The sequence below is a fragment of the Lactobacillus porci genome (genome assembly GCF_009695985.1).
GTDB classification, from domain to species: domain Bacteria; phylum Bacillota; class Bacilli; order Lactobacillales; family Lactobacillaceae; genus Lactobacillus; species Lactobacillus absianus.
Genome location: NZ_VUMX01000054.1, coordinates 1 through 4,270, shown reverse-complemented (window position 1 = coordinate 4,270; position 4,270 = coordinate 1). Strand labels below are relative to the sequence as shown.

Annotated in this window: 3 protein-coding genes and 3 pseudogenes; 3 read left to right on the top strand and 3 right to left on the bottom strand. The window is 41.6% G+C overall.

Annotation, left to right across the window (positions count from 1 at the left end):
* Positions 1-90, top strand: a 90-nt coding sequence (locus FYJ62_RS10160) for an IS3 family transposase (RefSeq protein ID WP_154486841.1), incomplete at its 5' end; no start/stop codon positions are given.
* 349 nt (positions 91-439) lie between these two features.
* Here FYJ62_RS10160 and FYJ62_RS10700 read toward each other — a convergent pair.
* Both FYJ62_RS10700 and FYJ62_RS10695 read right to left on the bottom strand, forming a co-directional pair.
* Positions 440-611 (bottom strand): annotated as a pseudogene (locus tag FYJ62_RS10700) (type II toxin-antitoxin system YafQ family toxin); the annotation flags it as partial.
* Positions 603-740: pseudogene (locus tag FYJ62_RS10695) on the bottom strand (IS5/IS1182 family transposase); the annotation flags it as partial. The pseudogenes FYJ62_RS10695 and FYJ62_RS10700, both read right to left, overlap by 9 nt.
* A gap of 287 nt (positions 741-1,027) precedes the next feature.
* On the opposite strand from FYJ62_RS10695, the gene FYJ62_RS10150 reads away from it, so the two are divergent.
* Both FYJ62_RS10150 and FYJ62_RS10145 read left to right on the top strand, forming a co-directional pair.
* Positions 1,028-1,456 carry a CopY/TcrY family copper transport repressor gene (locus tag FYJ62_RS10150; RefSeq protein WP_154549551.1) on the top strand — a complete coding sequence of 143 codons (429 nt, stop codon included), beginning with the start codon at positions 1,028-1,030 and terminating at the stop codon, positions 1,454-1,456.
* Between the two features lie 250 nt (positions 1,457-1,706).
* Positions 1,707-3,953 carry a heavy metal translocating P-type ATPase gene (locus FYJ62_RS10145; RefSeq protein ID WP_154549550.1) on the top strand — a complete coding sequence of 749 codons (2,247 nt, stop codon included), beginning with the start codon at positions 1,707-1,709 and terminating at the stop codon, positions 3,951-3,953.
* Between the two features lie 75 nt (positions 3,954-4,028).
* On the opposite strand, the pseudogene FYJ62_RS11020 reads toward FYJ62_RS10145, so the two are convergent.
* A pseudogene (locus FYJ62_RS11020) lies at positions 4,029-4,270 on the bottom strand (hypothetical protein); the annotation flags it as partial.

The window sequence follows — 4,270 nt, the reverse complement described above, 5'->3', positions numbered from 1 at the left end:
ATATATTGGTTTAACAACATCAGACGGTCCAATAAACTAAATTACACGACCCCTGTAAAATATAGAGATCGTGTAATGGCAACTATTTAAGATTTTATAAAATGTCTAACTTTTCTATGGCACTTCACTTAGATGAGTGTCCTAAAGCATTCCCCGTTCAATGTCAATCCCTTAACTTAATGACATTGATGCTTGAAGGAAAACTCATTTTTCCCCCTCCTTTTTTAGAATACATTTTTACTTTTTGAGCCGGATTTTTTCATCGAAAAAATCACAGGCTCAAAAAGGTTTTCGCTCCCTTTTGCCAAAACGCCCTCCGGGGGCTCTGCCGAGGGCCTGAAAAGCACATCTTTTCAGACTTTTTTGCGAAAAAATTGATCTGAAACTCAATGTAGATATTAGGGGGTTATTTATTTTTATATACCAGAAATAGCTTCTTTTATTCGTTATTTTTTCGATACCTTTTAGAACGATTTTGACCAGGAAATAAACGATCATGCGATCCGACTCGAATGCCAATTAAGACTAGTTCATCTTTATCAATCGTATAAACCACCAGGACATCGTTAGTTTCGCTTGGTGTTTTGTTTTTCGGGGTATCTTCGTAAGTGATAAAGGATGGCATTGAATACGTCATAAAGATCATAACGACGCGGTCTTGTATGCTTGCGGAAGTTTTCTAAATCAGGTTGTATTAACGCAAATTGTGCTCGAGAAATATTGCTTGGATAATCTGGCATGACAAACTCCTCAGTCGGTTTTCCACAATTCTACCAGATTCAGCAGATACTAGACAGGTTCTAAGAGGCATTTCACCATACTAACAAGAAAACCAAAAATTCCCAGATCATTAATTTAACATATCGTATCAAACCATGCCTGGAATATTATCTAGGCGTTTTTTTAATGTAATGATATTTTCTGGCAGAAAGGTTGCATTATTGTGACTACAGTTGTAAACTAATAAGCGTTAAGAGGTTACAAATGTAAACTTAGAATTCAATTAATGAAGGAAGCCAATTGAAGGATGGATGCAAAGAATGTAACTATCACCGATTCTGAATGGATGGTTATGAGAGCAATTTGGACAATGGGACATGCGACTAGTCGTGAACTAATCGATGCTATGAACGAATTAGAAGGCTGGTCAGCTTCAACAACCAAAACGCTACTTCACAGGTTGATTCAAAAACAGGCGGTTGCGCAGCATGGCGGCAGTCGACCATTCACGTATAAGCCGGTTGTTGGCGAGAAGGAATCAATGGTGGCAGCGGCAGATGATTTGTTTGACCATATGTGTGCGATGCGGGCTGGTTCAACAATTGCCGGCGTTATTCAGTCAAGGGAACTCTCACAGGCGGATATTGCGAACTTACAGGCGATTCTAGCTGAAAAGGCCAAAGCAGCGCCCGAGGAAGTTCAGTGTAACTGCTTACCAGGTGATCAAACGTGTTAAGACTGTGGTGTTCTGTTTACTTTTAGGATTGCTGCACAAAAATCCAGAATCTGGGATTTCTGATGGCGGAAACTTATGAATTTTTGTCGTAATTCTCATTCATATAGTGGCATGGTGCTCCGCAAAGCAGAAGCCTAAATATAAGAACCTGGTGGAAAAATCCCGAGCCCGGGGATTTCCACACAAGGAACTTATATTCCGGCTTCTAACCGCTTTGCTACGCACACTTATTTTTAGGAGGTCGATAATCATGGCAAATAAAGAGGACCATAGGAACATGAAAAACATGAGTGCTAAGAATATGGAAAATAATGAATCAAATATGAGTCATATGGATCATGATGACATGAAAATGGATCACGATATGACCGAAACGGATCATAATCAAATGAACATGAACCACGATATGGCCGAAAGGGATCACAGCCAAATGAACATGAATCACGAAACTATGAATATGAGTGGGATGAATCACGGTGATATGGATATGGCTGGGACCGACATGATGATGCACGGTGGCTCAATGATGCATATGGGGAATTTGAAAGTTAAATTTTGGGTCTCCGTTGTCTTAGCGATTCCAGTTTTACTGTTAGCACCAATCATGGGTTTAAACGTTTCCATCCTTAGTTTCAGTTCACCGCTAATTGTTGGCATTATCATCGTTTTGTTTGATACAGCACTTTACTTTTATGGAGGAATGCCATTTTTAAAGGGGGCTAAAGCGGAAATTCAAGATAAATCTCCTGAAATGATGACGCTAGTAACCCTTGGAATTTCCGTTTCGTATTTCTTCAGTTTGTACGCATTTATTGCCAACAACTTCTTGAACCCGGCAAATCATGTAATGGATTTTTCGTTCGAACTTGCAACCCTGATTTTAATTATGCTTCTAGGACACTGGATTGAAATGAATGCATTGATGGGTGCTGGGGATGCCTTACAAAAGATGGCGGCCCTGTTGCCTAAGACGGCCCATCTAGTTACAGATAATGGTGAAACAAAAGAAGTGCCAGTATCTGATTTAAAAGTTGGTCAAACTGTCCAAGTGCGTTCAGGTGAGAGTATTCCAGCCGATGGTGTTATTACGGCTGGGGAGTCGACCGTGAATGAAGCACTGGTAACCGGTGAATCTGCTGCCGTTACCAAGAACGTTGGCGATAAGGTCATTGGTGGTACAACAAACAATAACGGGACGCTAACGGTTAAAATTAGTGGTACTGGTGACTCCGGCTATCTTTCTCAAGTAATGAAAATGGTTCAAAATGCCCAGCAAGCTAAATCTAAAGCAGAAGATAAAGCTGATTTAGTTGCCAAGTATCTATTTTACGCGGCACTTGGTGTTGGGATTATTGCTTTCTTTGCCTGGTTACCCCAGGGATTGGAGACTGCAATGACGATCATGGTGACCGTCTTCGTGATTGCTTGCCCGCATGCGTTAGGATTAGCGATTCCATTAGTGGTTTCTCGTTCTACTACGATTGGCGCTCAAAATGGGCTATTAGTTCGAAATCGCCAAGCCATTGAAGCAAGTCAACATGTTAGCCACGTTCTCTTGGATAAAACTGGCACGTTAACAGAAGGTAAATTTACGGTGAATGCATTGATTCCAAATGATGGGATTGACGAAACAACGTTATTAAGCCGACTGGCCGCCCTTGAAAATAATTCGACTCATCCGCTGGCCCAAGCAATCATTACTGAAGCCCAAGCGAAGGACATTGAAGTCGTTGCGGCTGAAAAGTCTCAAAATATTCCGGGCGTTGGTATTTCCGGTAATGTTGATGGCACTGACTATATGATTGTTAATAGTAACTATTTAACGAAGAAAGGGATCAGGTTTGACGAGGCCACTGCTGATAAATGGGCTGCTAAGGGTAATTCCGTCAGCTTCCTATTGCAGGGCACCCAAGTTCAAGGAATGGTTGCTGAAGGCGACACTATCAAAGCGGGTGCTAAGGAATTAATTAGTGGTCTTCAGAAGCGAGGAATTACCCCCGTAATGCTCACTGGCGATAATCCAAAAGCCGCGGAACACGTTGCTAACTTACTAGGATTGACTGAATTTCATGCAGGCCTATTACCAGATGATAAGCAAAAGATTGTTGCTGATTATCAAGCAAAGGGCAATCACGTCATCATGGTTGGTGACGGCGTAAATGACGCACCAAGTCTTGCCACGGCCGATATTGGAATTGCAATTGGCGCCGGAACCGATGTTGCCATTGATTCCGCTGATGTTGTGTTGGTTAAATCAGAACCCAGCGATATTTTACATTTTCTTGATTTGGCTAAAATCACAAATCGGAAAATGGTTCAAAATCTTTGGTGGGGAGCAGGCTACAATATTGTCGCAATTCCACTCGCTGCCGGTGTGTTGTCATTTATGGGAATCACTCTAGACCCAGCCGCTGGTGCTGTGGCCATGGCGATGTCGTCAATTATCGTGGCAATTAATGCGATGGGATTGACCGGTAAAAAGATCAAAAACGTGTAATTAAGTGATGACAAAAAGAGGAGAAAGACCAGCTGGTAGTCTGGTATTTCTCCTCTTTTTTTGAGCATCTTGCTTTTACACTATAATTTTTTCGTTGCTGTACTGATTATAACTTAAACTTCCCACACCAAAAAGAACTATGAAGCCTTGAAAACTCAATAGTTTAACCAGTAAATATTCAATTATGCTGCTAGTGATGGCGATATAGCCTCTTGCATGTACTTCGGGAGGCGGGAAATGAAAGCTTTGGTGAACCTTTCCATCTGCTCTTCTGTCAGTTGGAAGATCTCTTTCACGCTCTCGAACATGGCTTCCAC